This is a genomic window from bacterium, from assembly GCA_016124905.1.
Lineage (GTDB): Bacteria > Pseudomonadota > Alphaproteobacteria > Rickettsiales > RI-342 > RI-342.
In genome coordinates this window covers 14,613-35,654 of the sequence record WGMV01000040.1, presented here as the reverse complement: position 1 = coordinate 35,654, position 21,042 = coordinate 14,613, and the positions used below count along the sequence as shown (strand labels likewise).

Sequence of the window (21,042 nt, the reverse complement as noted above, 5' to 3'; positions counted from 1 at the left end):
ACTTGTTTATCTATCGTGTTAAACCTCACGCCTACGGATTAGGCAAGAGAATGTATTATGCCCGCAATGGCGGAAGACGACTGGAAACGCATGATGGCAAGTGCCCGCACGGCCAGCCAGCAACTCGCCGCCCTGCCGGGAGAAGTCCGGGCCGAAGCCGTGCGCGTGGCCGCCAGGGGTATTCAGGCCCAGTCCGCCGCCATCCTTGAAGCCAACGTAGCCGACATGGACGAGGCCGAACAGCACGGCGCCACCCCCGCCGTGCTGGACCGCCTGAAACTCGATGCCAAACGGCTGGAATCCGTCATTTCCGGCATGCTCCAGATCGCCGACCAGCCAGACCCGCTCGCCCCCAAAGCCAAGGGCTGGAAGCGCCCGAGCGGCCTTCGCATCACTCCCGTTCCCGTCCCGCTCGGCGTCATCGGCATGATCTACGAAGCCCGCCCCAACGTTGCCGCCGATGCCGCCGCCCTTTGCATGCTGGCCGGTAATGCCGTCATCCTGCGCGGCGGCAGCGATTCTGTCCGCTCCTCCCGCGCCATCACCCAGGCCATGCAAAAAGCCCTGAAGGACGATGCGCTTCCATGGCAGGCCGTGCAGATGCTCCCCAGCCAGGACCGCGATTTGGTCGGCAAAATGCTCACCGCCGTGAATGAGCTTGATGTCATCATCCCCCGCGGCGGCAAAAGCCTGACCGAGCGCGTGCAATCCGAAAGCCGCGTGCCCACCTTGCTGCACCTGGACGGCAACTGCCACCTCTACCTGCACGAAGCCGCCAAACCCGCAATGGCCGCCAAACTGGTGGAAAACGCCAAACTCCGCCGCACCGGCATCTGCGGCGCGCTGGAAAGCCTGCTCGTCGATGAACACGCAGCCGCCACGCTCCTTCCGCCCATCATCAAAAAACTCCTCGCCAAAGGCTGCGAGCTGCGCGGCGACCCTGCCACCTGCGCCCTCGACAAACGCATCAAACCCGCGAGCGAGGATGACTGGTCCACCGAATACCTCGCCCCCATCCTCTCCATCAAACAGGTGGACGGGCTGGAACAGGCCGTCAACCACATCAACCGCCACGGCTCCCACCATACGGACGGCATCGTGACCGAGGACGCCAAGGCGGCCAACTACTTCCTCCAGCATGTGGACAGTGCCATCGTCATGCACAACGCCTCCACCCAGTTCGCCGATGGCGGCGAGTTCGGCTTCGGCGGCGAGATCGGCATCGCCACCGGCCGCCTGCACGCGCGCGGCCCGGTCGGCGCGGCACAGCTCACCACCTACAAATACGTCGTCCAGGGCAAGGGCACGGTCCGCGCATGAGCCTCTACCAGAAACTCGCCGCCCTCAAACACGGCACCGAGCATCTCAATTACGGACGCGACATCATTGCCAATTGGGCCGTGGAATCCGTCATGGGCGTCAGCAACCCCGCCATCCTCGATATCGGTGTCGGCAAGGGTGAAGACCTTGCACAAATCCACAAACAGCTAGGCCGCAACGCCCAGCTCTACGGCCTGGAAGGCTTCGAGCCCTCCCGCCAGAAAGCGCTGGCCAAAGGCATCGACGCCCGCGCCGCCGACATCGAACGCGAGGTCTTTCCCTTCCCCGACACCAGCATGGATACCGTCATCATCAACCAGGTGCTGGAACATCTGAAAGAGGTCTTCTTCGTCCTGTCCGAAGCCTCTCGCATCATCAAGCCCGGCGGCACGCTCATCATCGGCGTGCCCAACCTGGCCGCCTGGCACAACCGCCTGATGCTGCTGGCCGGTTACACGCCAAGCTGCATCGGCACCGTCGGCCCGCATGTACGCGGCTTCACCCGGCGCGATTTAAAACAGACATTGGAACTCGGCAATTATTTCACCGTGCAGGCCCAGGCCGGTTCAGGCTTCTATCCCTTGCCGGAAACACTCGCCAACTTCGCATCGCGCATCTGGATGGGCGGCAGCGTCGGCCTTTTCATGAAAGCCACGCGCACAGATAAAAAAGGCCATTACCGGGAGGTAATCTCCGCCATCCCCATGGAAACCGGCTACCTGTTGCCGCCGCGTTGACCCGCCTCGGCCACGGCCAGGCGCTTATCGTCATTTTCCGCCACCACAATGATCGCCACGCCGCGCTCTTCCGGTGAGGGTTCCTTCTCCTGTTTCGTGTCGCGCTTTTCCGCGGTGCCTTCATCCTTGGGCAGCGTGCGTTCATCGGCTTGGCGGTGAGCGGTGACATCGGTCGATGCCGCCTCATCCTCATCCAGCGCTGCTCGCGTGATGGATGGCTCGCGGCGTTCCTTTTCTTCCCGCCGCTCACGTGCTTTTTCATTGGCAGCGGGTGCCGTTTCATTGCGCCACTGGTCTTCCAGCGTATCGGCCGTGTCGGCCGCCGTTACGCCCTTGTCCCGTTCGCCCGCTTCCAGTGCGGCCAGGCGCTGCGAATCCTCGGTGGTAACAGCGGGTCTATCGGTTTGCCCGTCTTCTTGGATACCCAAGCTGTGGTCCCGCTTGCCCGGTGTCAGCATTTCCCCAAACGCCTTGGCATAAGGCCCAGCGAAAGGCTCTTCCTTGCGTGTGCCGATGGCATGGCCACCTGGCGCCGTGCCCGGCTCATGCATCCACTGGTCGGCCAGCCCGGCAATGCGTAAAGCCTTCTCGGCGTCGCTTTTCGGCATGCTGCGCAATTGACGTTCAATCTCGGCCTGTGGAACTTCATCGCGCAACACGGCGACGCTGGCATCGAACTGCTTCACGTCCAGCGCTTTGGTTTTTTCCAGCGCCAGCCGCACGGTCATGGCCGCCAGCTCCTGCGCGGCATTCACCACGGTTAAGTTGTCCGTCTCCCGGCGGATCTGTTCCAGCATCGCGCTGGCATAATGCGCGTCATGCACCATCCCGGCCAGCGCCTGCACCGCTTCGGCAATCTCATTCAGGCGTGGCTGGTTGAACCCCTGTTCCGCCTGCGTCTTCATCACGCTTTCGGTAAAATATTTCAGCGCGCTGCCGCCAAGAATATCACCCTTGTCATTACGCCGCTCAAACCCGATTCCGTCCAAAATGTAATAAGCCGCCTGCAACGGCGTAAGCCCGATGGCCGCCAGCGGGCTGCGCTCATTGGTGGCCACGCTCAGCACCGGCACATCGCGTCCATCATGGGTGCGCGCCGTGCCCGCCACCAGCTTGTAAAGCGGAAAGCCGTCCGCCGCTGCATCAATCGCCGGCAGCTTCTCCAAAGGCTTGTTGGAAAAGAGATCGGCAAAATATTCAGCATAAGGCGGGTTGCCCAGCTCACGCCGTGCATAGGCCTCAAACGCCTTGGCGAAATCCGCCTGGCGCACCGTCACGTTCACACCGAAGCTTTGCCCCTCCGGGTCGTTTTCCATGCCCACATAAAGGCCCGTATTCACCACGCCCAGATCCGGGCGATTGGTGCCGCGATATTCATGCGGCCCGCTGGCGAACAGGTTCATGCCCAGCACGTAACCCTGAAGGCTGGCTTCCTCGTTGCCCGGCTGGCTTTCCGGGTTCGGCTTCACGCTGCCGGGGTTTTTTATCAGCGAGCCATAGGCGAAAAACCGCGCGGTTTTGTCGCCATTGGCAATAGCGGCCACATACTGGCGCACCAGCGGGCGCAGCTCACTCCAGCCATAGGCTTCTTTCCCACCGTTTTCGGCTTGTTCCAGCTCCTGAATACGCGCACGCGCGCCATGCAGAAAATCATCAAACGCATGCAACACCCGGTCTGCCTGCTTCAAGGCATTACGGCGAATTTCCGGCAGGTTCTCACGAATTTCGGCTTCCAGCTGCTGGCCCATCTCGTCCAGCTCCCCGGCAATGCGCTGAAGATGGTCGTCAACCTGGTCGGCAGTGGTCTGGGTCATCGCCATAAATCCCCGCATGAAACATCAAAAGAAATTATGATGTTTCTGTGACACCCAGATGACAGGCCTGAAAAATCCGGGCCATGCAAGCGGTTGAAAGCCTATTTCTTGCCTTTGGCTGCCTTGCCCGCCAGCAGATCGCGAATTTCCTCGAGCAGCACCTCGTTGCGCGGCGCGGCTGCGGGGGCTGCGGGCTCTTCCTTTTTCAGGCGGTTCACCTGTTTCACCAGGATGAACACCGCAAAGCCCACGATCATGAACTTAATCACTTGGTTGATGAACACACCATAATTGATGGTCGCCACCCCGGCCTTCTGCGCATCGGCCAGGCTGGCATAGCTCTCACCGTTCAGGGCAAAGAAAAAGTTGGAGAAATCGATCCCACCCAACAGCATCCCGATCGGTGGCATGATGATGTCATTGACCAGCGAGTTGACGATGCCGGTGAATGCCGCGCCGATGATTATACCCACCGCCAGATCTACCACATTGCCGCGAGAGATGAAGGCCTTGTATTCTTTTAACATGCTCATGGCGCAGCTCCTCAAATGTTTGAGGAAAAATAGAAAGCCGCCTTGCTTGGGTCAAGCGCCGGGCTGCGCCACCTGGAAAAAGGCGCCGGCCGCGCCTTGCTCATCTGCGGAAAGCTGACCGATGGCCCAGCACAGACGCGGATGGTGCTGAAGCATGGAAAGCGTGCCATCCACGCGATCGGCCGACGGGCAGCCCGCATAGGCATGTTTGCCTGCCACCAGCTCCAGCGCATGGCGCACCGCCGGGCGGGATTCCGACGGTGCCTTAGCGACCGCCAGCGTGATGAACCCGCTTGAAAGCGGCACCTCATGGGGCACCGCATCCGGCGCCGGAGTGGGGATCGTCTCGCCCAGGGCAAACCGCACGGTCATGCCATGTTCCCGCCAGTAATGGGCGGCATGGGGAATTTCCCCCGCCATCAGTCCTTCTTCAAGGATGTCGACCATGTAATCCGGCCCGATGACGAGCACGCCCTCCTGCACGGGGCGCACCTCGATATCCTCGGCCAGCATATCCTCAATGCCCTTGGCTTCGGCCTGTTTCCAGACATCCGCCAGACGCGGGCTGTCATAGAACCAGTGACCGACCGTGGTGACCAGAATATCGGCAATGCCCGCCTCATCGGCGAACAGATAAAGCTGATGGTGGTCCTGGGTAAGCAGGTCCTGCGTGCCATGCAGGGCAAGTTTTGGTGAACAGGGTGGAAGCTTGAAACCGTGCAGTTCCTCCGCCAGCCCGCGGTAAATGGCATGGATCATGCTGCGCGGCAGGCAGATGTCGATGACCTGGTCATCCAGCAGTTGAACCCAGTGCTGGTCTTCCTGAAGCGCCTCCGCCAGGCCCGGCATGCCCTCCATGAATTGCGCGGCCAGTTCATTGATGCGGTCGAAAAGCCCGCTGAAGCGTTCCGCCTCCATTTCCTTGAAACGCCAGGTGATGCGATAGGGGGTGAGGTTGATCATGGTCGTCCCTGCTTTTTGATGGCAGGCAATTCACCATATCAATGTTGCGGTATTACGACAAAAGGCCCTTGGGGCCGAAGCCCATCTCCCGGGCCAGCTCGGCCCGCACGGCCTCATCCTCGATCAGGCCGAAGGCATATTCCAGCAGGGGCTGGCCGTTGGAGGCGTTGAGCTGTCCGATAATCCGGTCCGCATCAAATCCGGTTTTACCGTAATAGCCGGGCCCGTCCACATTATGATTGGTCATGGCATCCAGAACCAAATTGGCCAATGGCTGATGGTCGGGGTTCTGTTCGCGCACGTGGCTCAGAATATGTGTCTTAAAACCCGATGGCAGCATGATATGCTTTAACCCCGGCGGAGGGCCCGGCGGCCGACTTGTCAATTCGGCGGGATAAAATTCGGCCACACCTTCCAACGGGTGTTCCTGCAAAAAACCAATCAGACGATAAGCCATTGCCTCAGGCAGGGTGATGACGATTTCATCGTCAAACCCTTCAATCACTGCCTGATCAATATCATTGGCTGCTTTGAAAGAGCGAAAGAATACCGGGTCTTTTTCAAACAACGAGTCAAGCAGCGCATCCGGCAGCGCATCAATAAGCCCTGTTTCCGTAGGCTTAATCACCACGCAGATGCGCTTGACCTCCGCCATTACCCAAGCATCACCGTCGCAGGCGTGTAATCCAGCTTCAGCGCGCCGGCCACCGCCTCATGCGTGATGCGGCCCTGGCACACGTTCAACCCGTTGCGGAAATGCGCATCCTCGCGCAGCGCCGTGCGGTAGCCTTTTCCGGCCAGCGCCAGCGTGTAGGGGAGGATGGCGTTTTCCAGCGCCTGGGAAGAGCTGCGAGCCACCGCGCTCGGCATGTTCGCCACGCAATACAGGATGATGCCGTCCACGTCATAGACCGGCTCGGCATGGGTCGTCGCCTTGCTCATTTCCGTGCAGCCGCCCTGGTCGATAGCAACATCCACAATCACCGAGCCGCGCTTCATTTTCGCCAGATGCTCGCGACGGATCAGCTTCGGAGCCGAAGCACCTGGAATCAACACGGCGCCCACCACGAGGTCGGCTTCCTGCAGGTGCTCTTCCAGCGCGGCCTGGGTGGAATAAATGGCCTTGATGCGGCCGCTGAAAATCTCATCCAGCTGGCGCAGGCGCTTCAGGGATTTGTCGAGCACCACCACATCGGCACCCATGCCTGCGGCGACATAAGCTGCATTCGTGCCCACCACGCCGCCGCCGATCACGACGACCTTGCCTGGGGCCACGCCGGTGACGCCGGAAAGCAGCACGCCGCGTCCGCCTTTGACTTTTTCCAATGCATTGGCACCGGCCTGAATGGAAAGACGGCCCGCCACTTCGCTCATCGGCGTCAGCAGCGGCAGCGTGCCGTCGCTATGCGTCACCGTCTCGAATGCGATGGCCACCGATTTGGATTCCATCAAAAGCTCGGCCTGTTTCGGGTCGGCGGCAAGGTGGAGGTAGCAGAAAATCACCTGGCCTTCGCGCAGCATCTTGCATTCCACCGGCTGCGGCTCTTTCACCTTCACGATCATGTCGGCGCGGGCGAACACTTCTTCCGCGCTGGCGGCGATTTTGGCGCCCGCGGCTTGATACTGGGAATCGTCAAAACCAATCGCATGCCCGGCTTTCGTTTCCACAATCACCTGGTGGCCATGGTGCACCAGTTCAGCCACACCGGCCGGGGAGGTGGAGACGCGAAACTCGTTATTCTTAATTTCCTTGGGAACCCCAATCAGCATGGACAACCTCTTAATGTGGAAGAATATTATAAGGGTATGGTATAAAACGGTATTACGGGTTAGGCAGAACGAAGAGCCTTTCTTTAGACGCAAACGTCTTTTGAAGCATCTGCAAAATTTGCATGGCTTCGTTGCGGCGATAAGGCTCGCTTCCTTCGCCCCAGACCGGGTTTGGCCAGGCAGAGTCGCTTTGCAGGCGGCCCACCACATGCACATGCAGCTGCGAAACCTGGTTGCCCAGCGCCGCCACGTTGAGTTTGTCGGGGTTGACGATCTCGTTCATCACCTTGCTGGTCACGGCAATTTCATCCACCAGCCGGTGCAGGTCCACCACATTGAGGTCGATCAACTCGCGCAGGTCTTCCTGCCTCGGCACCAGGATAATCCAAGGAAACAGGCGATTATTCATCAGCAACACGCGGCAGAGCGGCAAATCACCCACCCAGGCCGTGTCTTTCATCAGGTCCGGGTGAAGGTGAAAATGCTCATTGCCGATTTTTTTCGCCTTGCTGGTAACCGCTGGCACCGGTTTGGTATCCACCGCGACCTTGGTCGCCTTGGTTTTGCTGTTGGATGAAGCAGGCATGGAACCCCCGTCTGTGTCGATCGACCCACAGATTAACGCATTTATTTTCCAGCGCCAGTCTTCTTGGTGGCCTCCTGAATATCAGGCGCCTTGGTCACCGGCGCGCAGGCGATACGGTCGCCCGCGTTGCCGGCGGGGTCGCTGCTGTAATCATCGGCCTTCGCATGCACCATCAGCGCGCTGCCGTCTTCATCCAGCAATTGCTGAACGGTTACCGTGGTGTTGAGCACCTGCTGCACCAGCTTGCCGTTGGCGGGCACCATCAGGTTCGGCATATCGCCGGAATGCGCGCCCTTGGGGTTATGCAGCCCATGTTCATGCTTGTTCGGGTTAAAGTGCCCGCCCGCGCTTTTGAAGTCCGGCTCCTTGCACTCACCCTTTTCATGGATATGGAACGCATGCTCGCCCGGTGGCAGCATGGCGTCGATTTTGATCAGCACGCCTTCCTGGGTATCTTCCAGGGTAGCGCTTCCCACTTCCTTGCCCTTGGCGTCAACAAAGGTCGCTTTCGCCTGCTCGGCCTGCGCGGCCAGCGGCAGGGTGGCAATGCCCATCAGGGCCAGAACGGATAGAACATATTTCATGGTCGTTACTCCTTGGTTTCATGCCAGAGGCGTTGAACTTTAAACAGCAGCAGCAATCCAGGCAAGGCCAGCGAGCTGGCAATCAGGAAAAAGACCGGCCAGCCCACTTGGTCGGACACATAACCCGCCCCGGCGGAAAGCTGCGTGCGCCCCACCGCCGCCAGCGAGGAAAGCAGCGCATATTGCGTGGCGGTGAAACGTGCATTGCACAACCGAGAGATAAAGGCGACAAACACGGCCGCATCCATCCCGCCGAAGAAGTTATCCAGCCCGATGGTGATGTGCAGCATCTGCAGGTCATTTCCCTTCAGCGCCTGCACCACATAAAGCAGGTTGGCCAGCATCAGGGCGATGCCGCTGAACCACAGCGCCTTCACCACGCCGATGCGGCGCGAAAGCCATGCCCCCGCCGTCAATCCAAGCAGCGTTGCTCCCAGGCCGAACACCTTCACCACCTGCGCCACTTCCAGCTTGGAAAAACCGATATCGAGATAAAACACATTCGCCATCGCGCCGAGGAACGCATCCCCCAGCTTGAACAGCAGCACGAACAGCAAAATCCACCAGGCTCCGTCATGTTTCAGAAAATCACGGAAAGGCTCCAGCACCGCACAACGTGCCCAGCTTCGCACGCGTTCCGCCAGGGGCAGCTTCCGGTCAATGATGGGGAAGGGCGGCGTCTTTTCCGGCTCCCCGCCAATCAATGCCGCCACCGTGCCGATACCCATCAGGCAGGCCATGATCGTGTAGGTCATCTGCCAGCTGGTCAGTTCCGCCAGTGCCAGTGCCCCGCCGCCCGATGCCAGCATGCCAAGCCGGTATCCCAGCTGCACTGCCGCCGAGCCGGGGCCTTGCTCCTCCGCTTCCAGCAGTTCGATGCGGTAGGCGTCGATCACGATATCCTGCGTGGCCGATGCCGTCGCCAGCATCAGGGCGAACATCGCCGTCAGCCAGGGATTAACCGACGGGTCGTTGGAGCCGAGCAGCAGCATAGCCGCCACCACCATCATCTGCGCGAAAAACAGCCAGCCACGACGGCGGCCGAAACGGTCGCACAGCCAGGGCAGCTTGATGCCGTCCACCAGGGGCGACCAGAGAAATTTCAACGCATAAGGGGTGCCTACCGAAGCAAACAGCCCGATTGTGGTGCGGTCAATGCCGGATTCCTTCAGCCATGCCGTCAGGGTGCTGAAACTGAGCGCCAGCGGCAATCCGCTGACGAATCCCAAAAACACCACCACCGCCACGCGTTTGCTGGCAAACCCGCGCCAGCCCGCTTTTGCGCTGGTGGGTGTGGCACTCATTCCGTTTTCGCGGCTTTAGGTTCACGCGTTTTAGCAAGCGACACCACCACGCCCGCCGTCAGCGTGCCAAGCGTGGCCACAAAGGAAAACAGCGCGGACAAATGGATGCCGAAAAAGCCCAGGAAGATTTTCGCGCCGATGAACACCAGCACAAGCGCCAGGGCGAATTTCAGGTAATGGAACCGGTGCACCATCGCCGCCAGCATGAAGTAAAGCGCGCGCAGGCCCAGAATGGCCAGGATATTGCTGGTATAAACGATGTAGGAATCCTGTGTGATGGCAAATACCGCCGGGATGCTGTCCACGGCGAAGATAAGGTCCGCGCATTCCACCATCACCAGGCACACGAAGAGCGGCGTGGCCCAGTTGATTTTTTTCTCCGGGTTTTCCGGCGACGGCGCGCGCACAAAAAATTTCTGCCCGTGCAGCTCTTCCGTCACATGCAGGTGTTTATGCAGGAAGGCCAGTACTTTGTTGCCTTCCACCTTGAATTCATCATCATCGTTACCGAACATCAGCAGCATCTTGCCGCCCGTCCACACCAGGAACGCGCCGAAGAGATAGAGCACCCAATGAAACTGCTCCAGCACCGCATCGCCCAGCGAAATGGCGATCCCGCGCAGCATCACCACGCCGATGACGCCCCACAGCAGCACCCGGTGCTGATACTGACGCGGAATGTTGAAATAAGAAAAGATGATGGAAATCACGAAGACGTTATCGAGCGACAGGCTCTTTTCCACGATATAGGCCGTGTAATAATCCCGCGCGGCATCCGCGCCGATCGTCATCCATATCCATCCGCCAAACACCACGCCGATGACCACGTAAAAGAAGGTCAGGTACAGACTGTCGCGAATGCCCATGATCTTGGGCTTGCGGTGCAGCACGCCGAGATCCAGCACCAGCAGCGCCACCACGGTGCCCAAGAATACCCATAACATCCAAAGCGGCTGATCCACGTTTATGACTCAATCTTGCGCGGGTTGAAAAATCGATCCTGGCGTCCTTGGTAAACCAGCCAGAGCCCCGCCGCAAGCATCGGCATCGACAAAAGCTGCCCCATGGTGATGGGCCCGACGATGGGGCCGAGGAAAGCATCCGGCTCGCGGAAACATTCGGCGCTCATGCGGGCGATGGCATAACCGGCCAGGAACAGTCCGCCCATCATCCCCACATGCCGAAATGCGCCCCTGCGGTAGGCGATCATCAGGATCAGCCCGAGCAACAGCCCTTCCAGCCCGGCTTCGTAAAGCTGGCTGGGGTGGCGCGGCAGCATGTCCACCTGTGGGAATACCATGCCCCAGTCGCTCCCGGTGGGGCGTCCCACCAGCTCGCCATTCACAAAATTCGCAAGCCTTCCGAAAAACAGCCCGATCGGCGTCACCAGCGCCAGCACATCCGTCACGCGCAAAAAGGGCAGCTTGTATTTGCGGGCAAACAGCGCACTGGCAATCAGCACCCCCGCCAAACCGCCATGGAAGGACATGCCTCCCTGCCAGATGCGGAGGATATTGGCCGGATTCTCCAGATAATGCCCGAGCTGGTAAAACAGCACGTAACCGAGCCTTCCGCCCAGCACCACGCCCAGCACCACGTAAAACACCAGGTCATCCACCATTTCCTTGGATAAGGCCAGCGGCCCGTGCCCCGCCACCCGGCGCACGATCACCCATCCCAGCACCACCCCGGCCAGATAGGCCAGTGCATACCAGCGTATGCCGAAACCGAGTATATGGATGGCGACGGGGTCGAGGGCGGGAAAAGTTAACATTTTTACTGGCATCCACGGATGATTTGCCCTATGGCATAGTTCGCTCTGCAAAGAAATGCCACAAAGGAATGCCCAAAGGAACGAAATGACCAACCCCGCCTGGCAAAAACTGTTCGAGGATGCTTCCAAGCTGTTCGGCTCCGCGCTGTCATCGGCCGGCACCGTGCGTCAGGAGGCCGAGCAGCGTTTCAAGCAGCACTTGCAGGACTGGCTTGCCGGTCTGGACCTTCCCACGCGGGAAGAGGTCGACCTGCTGCGCGCCATGCTGGCCGAAAGCCGTCAGCAGCAGCTGGCCCTTCTGCATCGTATCGAAGCCCTCGAGGGCAAAGGGGAAAGCAAAAGCCCCGCCGCGTCCAAACCGGCCTCCACCTCCGCCAAAAAGACTGCCGAAAAGAAATGACCCAGACCGCAATCGAATCCAACCGTCGGGCATCCGACCCGATGGAAGTCGTGGAATTCGTGCTTACCAGCCGCGAATTGCCCTTTGACCGCACGATGGACGATGCCATCGTGGCCGAAGGCCTGACCCATTGGTGCGAGCTCAAGCTCTGGTGCCTCTGGCGTGAGGAGGAGGGCGCGCTGCTCTTTGCCTGGCATTTCGGCGCACGTGTGCCGGACAAGCTCCACCCCGCCATCTATGAGCTGCTCGCCCGCGTTAACGAGCGCCTGCTGCTCGGCCATTTCGCCTTCAGCCAGGAGGAATGCGCTGTCTATTTCCGCCAGACCCTGCTCATGGCCGGGGCCGAAAGCCTCTCCTCCGAACAGGTCGAGAATTTCATGGATACCGCCATTGTGGAATGCGAGCGCTTTTATCCGGCGCTGCAATCCCTCATCTGGGGTGGCCGCACCCCCAAGGAAGCCCTTGAAATAGCGGTATTTGACACGATCGGCGAAGCCTGATCCGTCCAAACATGCACACACATAAAGATGCGGTTTACCCTAGCTTAATCCTGCGGGAGTAAAACCAAAGGCATAACATGCCGGAACTGCCTGTGAACAACCAGAAGACACCGCATCGCAAAGCCGTAATGGAAGCCGCCACGCTCGGCTTTCTGGTGCTTGCCCTTGCGCTCGGCGCGTCGCTGATCGTCTATCGCAGCGCGGCATCGGCCATGGCGTTGCAGCTGCACACCTACATTCAGGGCATTGCCGAATTCGCCGCCAGCAACGTGGATGGCGACCTGCACGGCACCTTCACCCGGCCCGAGCAGAAAAACACGCCCGAATATGCCGAGGCCATCAAAGGCCTGGCCAGGGTGCGCAACAGTTTCAACCGTGTGGCCTACACCTACACCTTGATCCGCCGCGACGGTCAATATTACTTCGTGCTGGACTCCGTCCCCGATGGCGACGCCGACCATGACGGCGTCAACGACAAATCCCAGATCATGGAACAATACGATGAAAAAACCTCCGATCCTGGCCTTGCACGCGCCTTTGACGAAAAAACCGTCACCAGCTCGCAGGATCCCACCATCGACAAATGGGGCACCTTCGTCAGTGGCTATGCGCCGGTGTATAACAGCAATCACGAGCTCGTCGCCGTCGCCGGGGTGGATGTGGATATCCGCACTTACCAGCAGCAGATGAACGGCGTACGCATGGCGGGCCTCTGGGGCGTCATTGCCGCCGTTATTGCCGCCTGCATGATGACGCTTGGCGTCTATCGCTGGCGCATCCGCGCGATTGAGGCCGAGGTCAAGCTGGCCAGCACCATGCAGGATCTGGAAATTTCCCTTCGTCAGGCGGAATCCGCCAGCCTTGCCAAAAGCCATTTCATTGCCAACATCAGTCATGAAATCCGCACGCCGATCAATGGCATCATCGGTATGGCTCAACTGCTTGCTGAAAGCCGCCTCGGCAAGGAAAGCAAACATTACGCCGAGGTCATCCAGCATTCGGCGGATCACCTTCTCGGCCTCATCAACGAGGTGCTGGATTTCTCCAAGATAGAATCCGGCCACATCACCCTTAGCCAGCGCCCCTTCAACCTGCGCGCCATCGCGCAGGATGCCGTGGACCTCATGCGCTCCCGCACGGATGAGAGCAAGGTGACGGTGGAATGCAAACTGGATGACGAACTGCCCAATCTTCTTCTGGGCGATGAGGTAAAAATCCGCCAGGTGATGCTCAACCTGCTCGGCAATGCAGCCAAATTCACCCATCAGGGCGTCATCACACTGGCCCTTCATTGCGATCAGCTATCCCCGTCCGAGGCATGGCTGCGTGTGGAAGTGACGGATACGGGCATCGGCGTGCCCAAAAACCGTCAGGCCGATATTTTCGAGAAATTCACCCAGGGCGACAGCTCCACTACCCGCCGCTACGGCGGCACCGGCCTTGGTCTGGCCATCTGCAAAGAGCTGGTGCACCTGATGAACGGCGAGATCGGCGTCATCAGTGAGGAGGGCACCGGCGCTACTTTCTGGTTCACCCTGCGCCTGGCGATTGCCGATGAGCAGGAGCTGGCCGAGGCCAAGGCCAAGCTGCGTGACTCCTGGCGCCCCGGCGCGCTGCGCGTGCTGGTGGTGGAAGATAATTCCGTCAATCAGCTGGTGGCCATTCAGGCATTGAAAAAGCTTGGCTTCCGGCATGTCACCGTCGTTGCCAGCGGCGAGGAGGCCGTACGCAGCGTGCAGGAAGACCCCTGCGATGTCATGTTGCTGGATCTGCACATGCCCGCCATGGACGGCTTCACCACCGCCCGCGCCATCCGGGCGCTGGGCATGCATTCGCCCGAGCCCATCATCATCGCCTGCACGGCGGATGTGGAGCCCGAAACCACCGAGAACTGCATCCATTCCGGTATCGACGGCATCCTGACCAAGCCCTATAAATTTTACGATGTCGGCAAGATCATCAAAGATCAATGGCTCAAAGCCCAGGAGGACATGCCGCTGAACACCACGTCGGCAGCCTGATTTACAGCCCCATCGCCCGGCGCATCATCAGTTTCTTGACCGGCGGCAGCTGTTCCACCAGCCCCATGCCAAGTCTGCGCCCGGTGCGCAGCACCGCATCGTCATTGGCGAACAATCCGTTCAAATGATGCGTAAAGCCGATCATGCTGTGAATATCGAACTGCCTTGCCTTATCATAGGCCGCCAGCACATCGGCGCTGCCTAAGTCTAGGCCGTATGCATGCTGCCCAGCAAGCCGCTCGGCAAGCTCCATCGCATCGCGCAATCCGAGATTCAGCCCTTGCCCGGCAATCGGGTGCATACGGTGGGCGGAATCCCCCACCAGCGCCAGCCGCTCCGCCGTGATGCGGTTGGCCGTCATGCAGCTGAGCGGATAGGCGAACACCGGCTTCACCAGCGCCAGCCCGCCCAGAAAATCCCCGAACCGCCGCCGCACTTCACCCATGAACGCTTCTTCGGGCAGCGCGGCAAATTTAGCCGCAAACCGTCCATGTTCCGTCCAGACGATGGAGGAGCAATGCAGCAGCGGCACGCTCACGTCATGCGGCGGCAGCATGGGCAGGATGGCAAACGGCCCGGCCGGATAGAACCGTTCCTGCGCCACGAAATGATGCGGCTTCTCATGCGCGATCGTCGCCACGATCGCCGTCTGGCCATAAGGCGTTTCATGAATGCGAATACCCGCCTGCGTCCGCAGTTTGGAGGCGCGCCCTTCGGCCACCACCACCAGCGGTGTTTCCAGTTCGCTCCCGTCATTCAGCTCCAGCACGGCATGGCTTTTAAAGGCGCGCATGGCCTCGGCGCTGAACCCTTCGCGGATGTCGATCAACGGCTCTGCAACGGCTGACTGATGCAGGGCGGTGCGAATATACCGGTTCTCGGCGATATACCCCATTGGTTCACCTTCATCGGTGGCCTCCCGATGGTCGTAATGCACAAACAGCGAGCTTGCTCCCTTGCCCACCTCATTATCGGTGATGCGAATATCCTGAATAGGGCAGGCATGGGCCTTCAAGTGCCGCCACACGCCGATGCCCTCCAGCCACCGGGCCGAGCCAAGCGCAATGGCGCTCGTGCGCCCGTCGAACCCGCGCGCAAGCTGCGCCTTGTATGGCTGCGGCTCGATCACGATGCTGGCAATCCCACGCTCGGCAAAGGCCAGCGCCTGCGCCAGTCCGACCATTCCACCACCCGCGATCACGATTTTCCGGCTCTGCACCATAAGGGCCCTATGCATGATGAATTGCCTGACTATAGTAGCATCCATCCACCTCCACAACAAAGACCGAGCGCCATGCCCATCACCATTGCCAGCTGGAACATCAACTCCGTCCGCCTCCGTATGCCGCTGGTGGCGCAAATGGTTCAGCAGTTCAACCCCGACGTCCTTTGCCTGCAGGAAATCAAATGCGAGGACATGCACTTCCCGCTCGAGGGCATCAAGGCGCTGGGTTATGAGCACGTGATGCATAGTGGTGAGAAATCCTACAATGGCGTTGCCATCCTCTCACGCCTTCCTCTGAAGGACATGGAAACCATCAACCATGCGGGCACCAACCAGAAGCGCCACATCGCCGCCACGCTTCCCGACGGCACCCGCCTGCACAATCTTTACATCCCCGCCGGCGGCGACATCCCCGACGTGAACGAGAATCCAAAATTCAAGATGAAGCTGGATGTGCTGGATGCCCTCAGCGAATGGAGCGACAAGCTGAACAAGGACACGACTTCCATCATCCTGGGCGATTTCAACATCGCCCCGCTCGAGCATGATGTCTGGAGCCACAAGCAGCTGCTCGATGTTGTCAGCCACACCCCCATTGAGGTGGAAAAACTCACCCGCCTGCAACACACAATCGGCTGGGTGGACAGCGTGCGCGAATTCATTCCCCACCACGAAAAAGCCTACAGCTGGTGGAGCTACCGCGCGCGTGACTGGGACGCCGCCGACAAAGGCCGCCGCCTCGACCATGTCTGGCTTTCCCCCGCCCTCAAGCCCCAGCTCAAAGCCGCCCACATGCCCCGCGCCCCGCGCGGATGGACCCAGCCCTCCGACCACGTGCCCGTGCTGGCCGTGCTGGAAGGATAATAAATCAATATATTTCAATGGGAGGAAAATTTTTTCATCCCCCACCGAAGGATTGGGGCGCTTAAGGTTGTATAAACCGGATAAGCTTTCTAAGCTTGATGGATTCTAAGCGAGGAAACCGATCTTGAAGCCATCCCGCCACCCTGTGGTCATGATTCTGTTGTTGGTGGTTGCGGCCGCGCTGGTCTGGCGCTTCTGGCCTTCGGGTGAGGAAATGAAAAAGGGCCCGTCGGACGCGCCCGTGAAACTGGCCACCGTCCAGCCCTCTCAATGGGGGGACATGCTGGAAGCCGTCGGCACCGCCCTGGCGAATGAGCAGGTGGACCTCACCGCCCGCATCACTGAAAAAGTCGCCGACGTCAAATTCGAGGAAGGTCAGGCCGTCAACGCGGGCGATCCGCTGGTGGTGCTTTCCACCAACGAAGCCGCCGCCGAGCTGGCGGAGGCCCAGGCCACCCTGGCCGATGCCAGCCGCGAATATAACCGCGTAAAGGATATTTCCCTCGCCGCCATCCCCAAGGCCCAGAAGGACCAGCGCCGCGCCCGTTTTGAAGAAGCCCGCGCCCGCGCCGACGCCGCCCGTTCCCGCCTGGGCGACCGCGTCATTTCCGCGCCCTTTAACGGCATCATCGGCCTTCGCAAGGTCAGCCCCGGCAGCCTGGTGACGCCCGGTCAGGTCGTCGCCTCCATCGCCGATACCAGCCGCATCAAAGTGGATGCCAGCGTGCCGGAGGAATTTCTTTCCAAGCTCGCCGTCGGCATGCAGGTGCAGGCCGTTACCCGCGCCTGGCCGGGCAAGGAGTTCCAGGGCACCATCGCCAGCCTTGATAACCGGGTGGACCCCGCCACCCGCGCCATTACCATCCGCGCCATCTTCGAAAACCCCGACAATCTGCTCAAGCCCGGCATGCTCATGTCGCTCATCCTCACCGGCCCCGCGCGCGAAGTCATCGCCATCCCCGAAAGCGCCATCACCGCACTCGCCACCCAGCATTTTGTCTATAAACTCAATGCCGACGGCAAAACCGTCAAACGCATCGCCGTCGAAACCGGCGCGCGCCGCCCCGGACTGGTGGAGATCACCAAAGGCCTCAACCCCGGCGACCGCATCGTCACCGAAGGCGCCATCCGCCTGAAGGACGGCGCAGGCGTGAAGCCGATGGAAGAACGCGGGGGCGCTGCCCCCACACCCCCGACAGGAGGCTAGCCTCCTGCACTTCCTATTCTTTGGTTTACCCCCTTGAAATGGGGGTAAACCAAAGAAATACGGGGTCCCAGGGGACTAGTCCCCTGGCAGGGTGCGGGGCAGAGCCCCGCGTCCCCCACAGGAGCCACGCATGCTACTATCCGATCTGTCGGTCAAACGGCCTGTTTTTGCGATTGTGGTCAATCTGTTGATTGCCGTGTTCGGCATTATTTCTTTCACCAAATTGCCATTGCGTGAATATCCCGACATCAACCCGCCGGTCGTTTCGGTGGATACGATCTACCGTGGCGCCTCCGCCGCCGTGGTGGAATCGCGCATCACCCGCCTGCTGGAAGACCGCGTCAGCGGCATTGAAGGCATCAAGAACATCAGCTCCAACAGCCGCGACGGCCAGTCCTCCATCACCATTGAATTTGAACTGAGCCGCGATATCGACGCTGCCGCCAACGACGTGCGCGAGCGCCTTTCGCGCGCGGTGAAGGATTTGCCCGACGAGGCCGAACCGCCCGAGATTTATAAGGTCGATGCCAACACGGACGTGATCGTCTGGTTCAGCCTCATCAGCGACAACATGTCCACCACCGAACTCACCGACTATGCCGAACGTTACCTGGTGGATGCGCTGGCCACCGTCGATGGCGTGGCGCGTGTGCGCGTGGCCGGTGGCTCGCGCTTTGCCATGCGCATCTGGCTGGACAGGCTTCAGCTTGCCGCGCGCGGCCTCACGGTGGCGGACATCGAAAGCGCCCTCAGGCGCGAGAATGTGGAGCTTCCCGCTGGGCGCATCGAGAGTGTGGAGCGCGAATTCACCGTGCGCGCCGAACGCGCCTACCGCACCCCGCGGGAATTTTCCTCGCTCGTCATTTCCAAAGGCAAGGATGGCCACTTGACCCGCCTGGGCGAAGTGGCGCGCGTGGAACTCGGGCCGGAGGAGGACCGTTCCTTCCTGCGCTCCAACGGCAAGCAGCGGGTGGGGGTTGGCATCATTAAGCAATCCACCGCCAACGCGCTGGCGGTGGCGCGTGGCGTCAAGCAGCGCGTCAAGGAACTGTCCGATCGCCTGCCCCCCAACATCAAAATCATGCAGAGTTACGACACCTCCGTCTTCATCGAATATTCCGTGCACGAGGTGTACCTCACGCTCGGCATTGCCGCCTTTCTGGTTGTGGGCATTATCTTCTGCTTCCTTGGCACGGCGCGTGCCATGCTCATTCCCGCCGTCACGGTGCCTGTGTCGCTGCTGGGCAGTTTCATTCTGCTGTATGCGCTGGGTTATTCGGTCAACATCCTCACGCTGCTGGCATTGATTCTCGCCATCGGCCTGGTGGTGGACGACGCCATCGTGGTGCTGGAAAACATTGCCCACCGTATGGAACAGGGCGAGCCGCCGCTGCTGGCCGCCTATCGCGGCACGCGCCAGGTTGGGTTTGCCGTGGTCGCCACCTCGCTGGTGCTTGCCGCCGTGTTCGCCCCGCTCGGCTTTTTGCAGGGCAATGTGGGGAGATTGTTTGTGGAATTCGCCGTGGCGGTGGCGGGTTCGGTGCTGTTCTCTGCGCTGGTGGCGCTCACGCTGTCACCGGTCATGGCATCCAAATTTTTGAAAAACGACATGAAGCCCGCCCGTATTTCCCTCTGGGTGGACAGGGTGTTCGAGCGCCTTCAGAATAACTACCGCAACCTCCTCATCCGTTCGCTGGATCGCCCGCTTTTCACCTGGCTGCTGGTGCTGGTCGTGCTCGGTCTCTGCGGGGGGCTTTATGCGATGATTCCCAAGGAATTCGCCCCGACCGAAGATCGCGGCGCCTTCAATATCATGGCCCAGGCCGACGAAGGCACCACCATGAGCAAGATGACCGAGAACATGAACAAGGTGGAGTCCATCCTGCTGCCCCTGCTGGGTGACAAAACCCACAAAGGCGACGCCGTGCAGTTGATGACGCGCATCCCCGGCAGTTTCAGCTCGGCCGATGCCGTCAACAGCGGCATGGTCATCGTGGTGCTGGATGACTGGGGCAAACGTCGGACGATCGACAAAATCATCGCCTCCGTCATGCCGAAACTTTCCACCATTCCGGAAGTGAAAGTGTTTCCCGTCCAGCGCCGCGCCTTTGGTCAACGGACGGAATCCCCAGTGCAGTTCGTGCTCGGCGGGGCGGAATTCGCCCAGCTCGCCGCCTGGCGCGATGCCATTCTGGAAAAGGCGAGGGACAATCCCGGCCTCACCAACCTCGATGCCGACTACAAGGAAACCAAACCGCAATTGCTGGTGAAGATCGACACCACCCGCGCCGGCGACCTGGGCGTGCCAGCCGAAAGCATCGGCGGCGCGCTGGAGACCATGCTGGGCGAATCTCACGTCACCACCTTCATGAAAGAGGGCGAGGAATATGACGTGATCCTCGAAGGCGACCGCACCAAAGCGCAAAGCGTGGCAGATGTCGACAACATCTACGTCCGCTCGCAAACCACCAACGAACTCATCCCGCTCTCCAACCTCATCTCCATCACCGAAGTGGCCGATGCCGCCACCCTGCCGCGCTACAACCGCATGCGCGCCATCACCATCACCGCCAACCTCACCAATGGCTATGCCCTTGGCGATGCATTGCAATACCTGGTGAAAACAGCACGTGAAACCGCACCCGACGCCATCATTGACTACAAGGGCGAATCGCTCGAATACCAGCGTGCCGGGTCGGACATCATTTTCACTTTCATCATGGCGCTGCTGGTGGTCTATCTGGTGCTGGCCGCGCAGTTTGAAAGTTTCGTCCACCCCGGTGTCATCATGTTCACCGTGCCCCTTGCCTTGGCGGGCGGCCTGATCGGCCTGTTCCTCACCGGCCTCAGCATCAACATCTACAGCCAGATCGGCATGATCATGCTCGTCGGCCTTGCCACCAAAAACGGCATTCTTATCGTCGAGTTCGCCAACCAGCTGCGCGATGCGGGCATGAGCTTTCGTGATGCACTGGTGGAAGCTGCCTCCCGCCGCCTGCGCCCCATCATCATGACCTCGCTCGCCACCGTCATGGGCGCCGTTCCGCTGGCTATCTCGCACGGGGCGGGGGCGGAAAGCAGGCAGGTCATCGGCACCGTGGTGGTCTTCGGCGTCACCATCGCCACCCTCATGACACTCACCATCGTGCCCGTGGCGTACCAGACACTCGCCCGCAACACCCGCTCGCCGGAAGAGATCGCCCGCGAGCTCAAGCGCGAAGATGAGGAACACCCGGATCATGCGTAAGCGCCAGCACGATCTCGGCATCGCCCCACGCCAGCTTTGCCGCGACGGCGCATGGTTCATCATTCGCCGCTATGCGCCTCCCATATTATTGGCCCTCGCTGCCGCTGACCTGCTTCTATGGGCCTGGTTCCATTTCATCCTTCACCGCTGCTATGGCATTGGCTGCTTGATGGGGTGAGAGAGCAGGGCTAGT

At 60.3% G+C, this 21,042-nt stretch carries 20 protein-coding genes; 9 read left to right on the top strand and 11 right to left on the bottom strand.

What is annotated here, in order from left to right; genetic code table 11:
• The first annotated feature begins 66 nt into the window (after nucleotides 1-66).
• Entirely contained in the window at nucleotides 67-1,320 is a 1,254-nt protein-coding gene (locus GC177_10045) for a glutamate-5-semialdehyde dehydrogenase (GenBank protein ID MBI1276294.1), read from the top strand.
• Nucleotides 1,317-2,057 (top strand): methyltransferase domain-containing protein, encoded by a 741-nt coding sequence (locus GC177_10040; GenBank protein MBI1276293.1) that lies wholly within the window; start codon nucleotides 1,317-1,319, stop codon nucleotides 2,055-2,057. The genes GC177_10045 and GC177_10040 overlap by 4 nt, the downstream gene beginning before the upstream one ends.
• Here GC177_10040 and GC177_10035 read toward each other — a convergent pair.
• The 10 genes from GC177_10035 to GC177_09990 form a co-directional block, all read right to left on the bottom strand.
• A complete protein-coding gene (locus GC177_10035) occupies nucleotides 2,036-3,877 on the bottom strand; it encodes a hypothetical protein (GenBank protein ID MBI1276292.1) in 1,842 nt (613 codons plus the stop codon). The two genes, GC177_10040 and GC177_10035, sit on opposite strands and share 22 nt — an antisense overlap.
• Nucleotides 3,878-3,972: 95 nt before the next feature.
• Nucleotides 3,973-4,398, bottom strand: a complete 426-nt coding sequence (gene mscL / locus GC177_10030; GenBank protein ID MBI1276291.1) for a large conductance mechanosensitive channel protein MscL — start codon at nucleotides 4,396-4,398, stop codon at nucleotides 3,973-3,975.
• A 57-nt stretch (nucleotides 4,399-4,455) separates the two neighbouring features.
• Nucleotides 4,456-5,367: a hypothetical protein gene (locus tag GC177_10025; GenBank protein MBI1276290.1), complete on the bottom strand. Its 912-nt coding sequence runs from the start codon at nucleotides 5,365-5,367 to the stop codon at nucleotides 4,456-4,458.
• 52 nt (nucleotides 5,368-5,419) lie between these two features.
• Nucleotides 5,420-6,022: a hypothetical protein gene (locus GC177_10020; GenBank protein ID MBI1276289.1), complete on the bottom strand. Its 603-nt coding sequence runs from the start codon at nucleotides 6,020-6,022 to the stop codon at nucleotides 5,420-5,422.
• Entirely contained in the window at nucleotides 6,022-7,137 is a 1,116-nt protein-coding gene (gene ald, locus GC177_10015) for an alanine dehydrogenase (protein MBI1276288.1), read from the bottom strand. Before ald ends, GC177_10020 begins: the two co-directional genes overlap by 1 nt.
• A 52-nt stretch (nucleotides 7,138-7,189) precedes the next feature.
• Entirely contained in the window at nucleotides 7,190-7,597 is a 408-nt protein-coding gene (locus tag GC177_10010; GenBank protein MBI1276287.1) for an HIT domain-containing protein, read from the bottom strand.
• A gap of 167 nt (nucleotides 7,598-7,764) precedes the next feature.
• Nucleotides 7,765-8,307, bottom strand: a complete 543-nt coding sequence (locus GC177_10005; protein MBI1276286.1) for a superoxide dismutase family protein — start codon at nucleotides 8,305-8,307, stop codon at nucleotides 7,765-7,767.
• Between the two features lie 5 nt (nucleotides 8,308-8,312).
• Nucleotides 8,313-9,611: an MFS transporter gene (locus GC177_10000; GenBank protein MBI1276285.1), complete on the bottom strand. Its 1,299-nt coding sequence runs from the start codon at nucleotides 9,609-9,611 to the stop codon at nucleotides 8,313-8,315.
• A complete protein-coding gene (locus tag GC177_09995; GenBank protein ID MBI1276284.1) occupies nucleotides 9,608-10,555 on the bottom strand; it encodes a TerC/Alx family metal homeostasis membrane protein in 948 nt (315 codons plus the stop codon). The genes GC177_10000 and GC177_09995 overlap by 4 nt, the downstream gene beginning before the upstream one ends.
• 20 nt (nucleotides 10,556-10,575) lie before the next feature.
• A complete protein-coding gene (locus GC177_09990) occupies nucleotides 10,576-11,397 on the bottom strand; it encodes a prolipoprotein diacylglyceryl transferase (protein ID MBI1276283.1) in 822 nt (273 codons plus the stop codon).
• Between the two features lie 43 nt (nucleotides 11,398-11,440).
• Here GC177_09990 and GC177_09985 point away from each other — a divergent pair, with 43 nt between their 5' ends.
• The 3 genes from GC177_09985 (at nucleotide 11,441) to GC177_09975 (ending at nucleotide 14,306) form a co-directional block, all read left to right on the top strand.
• Entirely contained in the window at nucleotides 11,441-11,785 is a 345-nt protein-coding gene (locus GC177_09985) for an accessory factor UbiK family protein (protein MBI1276282.1), read from the top strand.
• Nucleotides 11,782-12,285: a hypothetical protein gene (locus GC177_09980; GenBank protein ID MBI1276281.1), complete on the top strand. Its 504-nt coding sequence runs from the start codon at nucleotides 11,782-11,784 to the stop codon at nucleotides 12,283-12,285. Before GC177_09985 ends, GC177_09980 begins: the two co-directional genes overlap by 4 nt.
• Nucleotides 12,286-12,362: 77 nt before the next feature.
• Entirely contained in the window at nucleotides 12,363-14,306 is a 1,944-nt protein-coding gene (locus GC177_09975) for a response regulator (GenBank protein ID MBI1276280.1), read from the top strand.
• A gap of 1 nt (nucleotide 14,307) precedes the next feature.
• Here the strand turns inward: GC177_09975 and GC177_09970 are convergent, their stop codons facing one another.
• Nucleotides 14,308-15,573, bottom strand: a complete 1,266-nt coding sequence (locus GC177_09970; protein MBI1276279.1) for a 2-octaprenyl-6-methoxyphenyl hydroxylase — start codon at nucleotides 15,571-15,573, stop codon at nucleotides 14,308-14,310.
• Between the two features lie 27 nt (nucleotides 15,574-15,600).
• On the opposite strand from GC177_09970, the gene xth reads away from it, so the two are divergent.
• The 4 genes from xth to GC177_09950 all read left to right on the top strand — a co-directional run bounded on the left by xth (nucleotide 15,601) and on the right by GC177_09950 (nucleotide 21,027).
• Complete coding sequence (xth, locus tag GC177_09965) at nucleotides 15,601-16,395, top strand: exodeoxyribonuclease III (protein ID MBI1276278.1); 795 nt, start codon at nucleotides 15,601-15,603, stop codon at nucleotides 16,393-16,395.
• Nucleotides 16,396-16,519: 124 nt separating this feature from the next.
• Nucleotides 16,520-17,602 (top strand): efflux RND transporter periplasmic adaptor subunit, encoded by a 1,083-nt coding sequence (locus GC177_09960; protein MBI1276277.1) that lies wholly within the window; start codon nucleotides 16,520-16,522, stop codon nucleotides 17,600-17,602.
• Between the two features lie 130 nt (nucleotides 17,603-17,732).
• Entirely contained in the window at nucleotides 17,733-20,849 is a 3,117-nt protein-coding gene (locus GC177_09955; GenBank protein MBI1276276.1) for an MMPL family transporter, read from the top strand.
• Nucleotides 20,842-21,027 carry a hypothetical protein gene (locus tag GC177_09950; protein MBI1276275.1) on the top strand — a complete coding sequence of 62 codons (186 nt, stop codon included), beginning with the start codon at nucleotides 20,842-20,844 and terminating at the stop codon, nucleotides 21,025-21,027. The genes GC177_09955 and GC177_09950 overlap by 8 nt, the downstream gene beginning before the upstream one ends.
• Nucleotides 21,028-21,042 lie beyond the last annotated feature (15 nt).

What these genes read in the sequence shown, in the direction of transcription:
- GC177_10035 (MBI1276292.1), bottom strand. Translation starts at nt 3,877, where the DNA reads ATGGCGATGACCCAGACCACTGCCGACCAGGTTGACGACCATCTTCAG.
- GC177_09970 (MBI1276279.1), bottom strand. Translation starts at nt 15,573, where the DNA reads ATGGATGCTACTATAGTCAGGCAATTCATCATGCATAGGGCCCTTATG.
- GC177_09955 (MBI1276276.1), top strand. Translation starts at nt 17,733, where the DNA reads ATGCTACTATCCGATCTGTCGGTCAAACGGCCTGTTTTTGCGATTGTG.
- GC177_09985 (MBI1276282.1), top strand. Translation starts at nt 11,441, where the DNA reads ATGCCACAAAGGAATGCCCAAAGGAACGAAATGACCAACCCCGCCTGG.
- GC177_09950 (MBI1276275.1), top strand. Translation starts at nt 20,842, where the DNA reads ATGCGTAAGCGCCAGCACGATCTCGGCATCGCCCCACGCCAGCTTTGC.
- ald (MBI1276288.1), bottom strand. Translation starts at nt 7,137, where the DNA reads ATGCTGATTGGGGTTCCCAAGGAAATTAAGAATAACGAGTTTCGCGTC.
- GC177_09990 (MBI1276283.1), bottom strand. Translation starts at nt 11,397, where the DNA reads ATGCCAGTAAAAATGTTAACTTTTCCCGCCCTCGACCCCGTCGCCATC.
- GC177_10000 (MBI1276285.1), bottom strand. Translation starts at nt 9,611, where the DNA reads ATGAGTGCCACACCCACCAGCGCAAAAGCGGGCTGGCGCGGGTTTGCC.
- xth (MBI1276278.1), top strand. Translation starts at nt 15,601, where the DNA reads ATGCCCATCACCATTGCCAGCTGGAACATCAACTCCGTCCGCCTCCGT.
- mscL (MBI1276291.1), bottom strand. Translation starts at nt 4,398, where the DNA reads ATGTTAAAAGAATACAAGGCCTTCATCTCTCGCGGCAATGTGGTAGAT.
- GC177_10045 (MBI1276294.1), top strand. Translation starts at nt 67, where the DNA reads ATGGCGGAAGACGACTGGAAACGCATGATGGCAAGTGCCCGCACGGCC.
- GC177_10005 (MBI1276286.1), bottom strand. Translation starts at nt 8,307, where the DNA reads ATGAAATATGTTCTATCCGTTCTGGCCCTGATGGGCATTGCCACCCTG.
- GC177_10040 (MBI1276293.1), top strand. Translation starts at nt 1,317, where the DNA reads ATGAGCCTCTACCAGAAACTCGCCGCCCTCAAACACGGCACCGAGCAT.
- GC177_09995 (MBI1276284.1), bottom strand. Translation starts at nt 10,555, where the DNA reads ATGTTATGGGTATTCTTGGGCACCGTGGTGGCGCTGCTGGTGCTGGAT.
- GC177_10025 (MBI1276290.1), bottom strand. Translation starts at nt 5,367, where the DNA reads ATGATCAACCTCACCCCCTATCGCATCACCTGGCGTTTCAAGGAAATG.
- GC177_10010 (MBI1276287.1), bottom strand. Translation starts at nt 7,597, where the DNA reads ATGAAAGACACGGCCTGGGTGGGTGATTTGCCGCTCTGCCGCGTGTTG.
- GC177_10020 (MBI1276289.1), bottom strand. Translation starts at nt 6,022, where the DNA reads ATGGCGGAGGTCAAGCGCATCTGCGTGGTGATTAAGCCTACGGAAACA.
- GC177_09980 (MBI1276281.1), top strand. Translation starts at nt 11,782, where the DNA reads ATGACCCAGACCGCAATCGAATCCAACCGTCGGGCATCCGACCCGATG.
- GC177_09975 (MBI1276280.1), top strand. Translation starts at nt 12,363, where the DNA reads ATGCCGGAACTGCCTGTGAACAACCAGAAGACACCGCATCGCAAAGCC.